This is a genomic window from uncultured Aggregatibacter sp., assembly GCF_901873365.1.
In the GTDB taxonomy this organism is placed as follows: Bacteria; Pseudomonadota; Gammaproteobacteria; order Enterobacterales; family Pasteurellaceae; genus Aggregatibacter.
The window spans coordinates 1-4,255 of the sequence record NZ_CABFLM010000103.1 but is presented as its reverse complement, the minus strand read 5'-3'; the positions used below and the strand labels follow the sequence as shown (position 1 = coordinate 4,255).

The 4,255-nt window shown below is 30.7% G+C and carries 5 protein-coding genes; all 5 read right to left on the bottom strand.

Features of this window, described 5'->3' with window-relative positions:
- On the bottom strand, window positions 1-532 hold a 532-nt coding region (gene icmH / locus QZ106_RS08830; protein WP_295976491.1), incomplete at its 3' end, for a type IVB secretion system protein IcmH/DotU.
- Window positions 532-1,878 carry a type VI secretion system baseplate subunit TssK gene (gene tssK / locus QZ106_RS08825; protein WP_295976490.1) on the bottom strand — a complete coding sequence of 449 codons (1,347 nt, stop codon included), beginning with the start codon at window positions 1,876-1,878 and terminating at the stop codon, window positions 532-534. The genes icmH and tssK, both read right to left, overlap by 1 nt.
- The gene (gene tssJ / locus QZ106_RS08820; protein WP_295976489.1) at window positions 1,878-2,561 is read right to left on the bottom strand and encodes a type VI secretion system lipoprotein TssJ; all 684 of its coding nucleotides are present in this window, start codon (window positions 2,559-2,561) and stop codon (window positions 1,878-1,880) included. The genes tssK and tssJ overlap by 1 nt, the downstream gene beginning before the upstream one ends.
- A 9-nt stretch (window positions 2,562-2,570) precedes the next feature.
- Window positions 2,571-3,344: a hypothetical protein gene (locus tag QZ106_RS08815; protein ID WP_295976488.1), complete on the bottom strand. Its 774-nt coding sequence runs from the start codon at window positions 3,342-3,344 to the stop codon at window positions 2,571-2,573.
- Window positions 3,345-4,255 (bottom strand): type VI secretion system baseplate subunit TssG (gene tssG, locus QZ106_RS08810; RefSeq protein WP_295976487.1); only part of this gene is annotated, 911 nt, incomplete at its 5' end.

Here is a 4,255-nt window from a genome sequence, read left to right as displayed (position 1 = left end):
ATTCTAATAATTCATGATATTTTTCAGGTTCTAGCATTATTCTTGATAAAATAGAGTAAAACTTTTCACCTCCCCATGTCTCATTATGGAAATGGGCTAGTAAAGAACGCTGTCCCCAAATAGAAGAACTTCCCCAGGGAGTGGACATTACCATTTCATCAATAAATGTACATATACAATATCTAAATGATAGTTGAAAAGCACTATCATAATTTAATTCTTTTACTTTTTCACTGAGCACTACTATTTCATTCTGCATTCTAGAATATAAATTCCCAATATTTTCTAAATGGGATATTTTTTTTAATCTAAGTGCTATTACTAGCAACGGATTAGCCAATTCAATTAATGGGTTGTAAGAATGTGTTTGCAGTTGGAAGTCATAGTCAATATCAAAATCAATACTTCCTACTTGCTTGTATAAAAGATCTGTTTTTTCATTGATTATTGGCACATTATTTGTTATGAAGATACGATCTGAGTGAGTATCAATTGTTGGATCATATGAATTTGATAATTCATGGCTATTCATTATGCTAAATCTCCTCGAATTGCCCAAAACTCAATTTCTAAACCTGGGTAGGTTCCTGTTATATGGAAACCAAATCCAGATGAAGTTAATAAATTTTCCCAATATGTAGACGTTTTATCCAACTGAAAATACATAAAGCCTGAATGATAAGGCAAATATCGGGGAGCAACAGGTAAAGCATTTATAGGTACACCAGGTAATTGTAGATGAACGAGCTGATTAATTTGTTCAATACTTGATATCTTTGTTTGTTGAATAAATTGATTTTTTAATAGTTCTGGTTGTAAATGCGCTTTAATTGCAATAATGAATTCTGCTGTTGTATAGAGTGATGGATCATTAATTTGAGTAGTATAAATACCATACTGCTGAGCAACCACAGGCAATGGTACAACTTTTGTATTTGTTATAACACTTAAATAAGACTTAATATCATTAAATAATGGATTCAACGAAGTACTTGGATTTTCATGAAGATAATCATAAAAAGTTTCTGAGAATCGTTCTTTTAGTACAAAAGTGGTCAGCTCACTACGTAAAGATGCAAGTAAATTATAAACTGATAGAGGGTGAGATTTTCCTAATTTAACAATACTTTTTATTAAAGGAGAAACTCTATTAAGGGTTAGAAGCATAAGGAAATCATTAATATCAGCAACGCCTGATTTTTCTGGACTACTAATTCGACTTACAATGCTTTGTGCGCGTGATGAAATTAAATCGGATAATTCAGATAATTTCTTAATAAATATTGGCATTGCATTGATATGTAATGACATGGGATAGAATTCTTCATCTAATAAAATTTGATGATCCAATGCTATATCCTTGATTCTTGCAATAGGTATGGAAAGATAGTTACTTAAATCATCTAATGATGATTTTATAAAATATTGATTTTTTAACAGTTCAATTTGAGCATAGCTCCCATTCTCACTATGAGAGTCCTTCACTTCAGTAAACGTAATCTCACTTCGAGAATCCATTGAATCGGAATAGGTTGTTGAATACCTGACTTCGCCTTCTCCATTAGAGATGATGGGTAAGCAAAGATAAATTGTTTTACCTATAAAATTATTACTTATATCAATTGGAGAGGGGAGACTTTCTGTTAAAGGTAAATTAAAAAGTGTTCCATCAGGCATGACCCCCTTACATTCAGTAAGTCCAAGCTTTCCGAAGGAGAGCAGTTCTTGGTCAAACGTGATTTTCTCAAGGCCAACGTGGTAAGCCGATATATCAATCACTTGTTTCAATTGCGACATTAGAAAACGGCTTTCTTGCTGGAAATGCTGAGGCCTAATAAATAGGCCTTCCTTCCATAAAACACGATTTGATAGAGACATTAATTATCCTTATGAATTTCAACTTTGGAATCTAATACACGGATTAATAAAGGATAGCTTTCCCCTCCTTTTGGATTAACTCGTACAATACCTTTCCATTTACGATTTTCATAGCCATTAAATAGGGCAACTACACCAATGTAATGTGTCTTATCATTCATTGGTTCAGCATCAATAAATCTAAATTGATTTGGCGCTACAATTAAATCAATATTTGATACATAGGTTTTTCCTAATGAATCGGCAAAATCATTTCCACGAAAATCATCATATGTACTACTTAAAAATAATGACTTATCTGTTAACTGAAAAATTTTTAACATAACAGGAGTTGCTCTTGCGTCGGCTTTACCGCTTTCCTGTTCAATGATTTGCTTATCTGAATTTGAGCTATTAGCCATTATATTTTTTCTATATTCAGTAGTAGTAATCGGGCGTTTCATCTGCTTTTTGGATGCATCAAGCATTTCCTCAACTTCTGCTGCTGGGACTTCATCACTTACGACTGTAATAGCATCATCCTTAGGGGAGTAAACGTTAATATTAGCACGATCTGTAGCATAAATAGAAAGTGAATATGTAGAAGGCTTGGATAAACGAGGATTGATATTGGGTTCATTAGAAGAACATCCTGCTATAGTTGTTGTTACTACAGTAAGTAGAAATAAAGATTTTAATTTCATAAATTTTCCTTAATTATTTAATAAAAATAGAGGATCTAAAGTTATCTCCTCCCGTTTTGCATAATCATTCTTATTAGAAGATGATGCGATATCCTTTGACTTATCATATTGAGAATCTGAATTCAACATTTTAACTCTTATACTTTTCTCAGTAGACATAAAATTAGGTGGTGTATAGTATTCTGAAACACTATTAATATTAGGATTAAAAAATTTATATTCCATATTAGATATACTTTGATAAGGAATTATACCGATTTCTTCTAAAGATGGTTCTTTATCTACCTTTAGTGCTAAAAGTGGATCTAAATTTATCCTTGGTTCAAGTAAATCATTCTGGTTGGTATTATTAATTGTATCATAATTATTATATTGACTATCCAGATTTGGAATATTCATAATAGCTCTTTTATTAAGAAGGCAGGATAATTCATCTTGTAAACTAACTATCTCAGCCTCATTAGTAAAAATTTTTGCTCTTATTTTATAATTATATAAAATAATAAGATCATTATCATTTAACCTAACAATCCCTCCCTGAGGAAGAGAGCTGGTTGTGCTATTAATAAAAATATTTTTACTATGAGAAATTAAGCAGAAACTAGAATTATAATATTTTACCTCAAATTCTATCCCAGAGATTTCATTTCTCCAATTATTAACTTTCCAACTCACATTAGGTGCTGAGCCAACAAGTCCACCTGCAAAATCAAAATAGCAATAGGGTAGTGTTCCTTTCTCAAGCATGGAAGCATCAGTTATTGTTAATAAAAGCTTATGCACTTAGGATGCTCCTTCAATAATTATTTGATTTAAAGATTGACTTTTTCCTGAATTAATATTAATCAACGTTGTCCATCCCAAAAAACTCGAATTATCTTTTCCTAAGATAAATGTAGATTTTGTATCCGGGTGCAAGCCAAGTAAAACATCGTAAGGCAAAGGATCCTTTAGTAAAAAACGAATTAATTCTTGTAAATGTCTATATTTTTTAGTGTTAGGTAAAAATTGATGAAATTCATCTAATTTGAGATTATTAATATTGACTCGGAACTTATTTGAAAAAGATTCAATCTTATCACCTAAGATAAAATTCTCTCCGAGCATAACATTCTTTATGCCTACTTGGTTTTTTTGTTCTACTTCTACTTCAACAATCTTCCTTACATGTTCCTCAAGTGAAATATCATGTAAGTCAAAATAATGTTGAATAATACTCGTTAATGCCTCTTTTGTTCTTATTCCAGATTGAATAATTCCTAAATGGTAAAAAATTTTATGCCAATTTAAGTGAGTAAACTCTATAAAGTCTCTTGATACTCCCAAAAGATTCATTATATTACGAGAATAATTATCAGAAAAATTAGGGTTAAATTTTATATAATATTTATATTTTCGCCAAATTTGATGAAATACCGTAATTAAATGATGGTTAAAAAAATCTAAATATATAGATTGAATAGGATTATTATTATGTTCCTCTGCAATCTCGTTCAAAACGCTACCAGGAAGAGGTCCGGATGAACCTTGTAATCCAAGAAAATTCACAAGAAATTGAAATACTTCTCTCCCATCTTCTTCCAAGATAATAAGCTGTTCAATATCACCTACAGGAAAATTAATTTTAGGATTAGTAAAAAAGTGAAATATTGATTCTCCAATAAGAGTATTTTCTAATTCATCTAAATTAATAG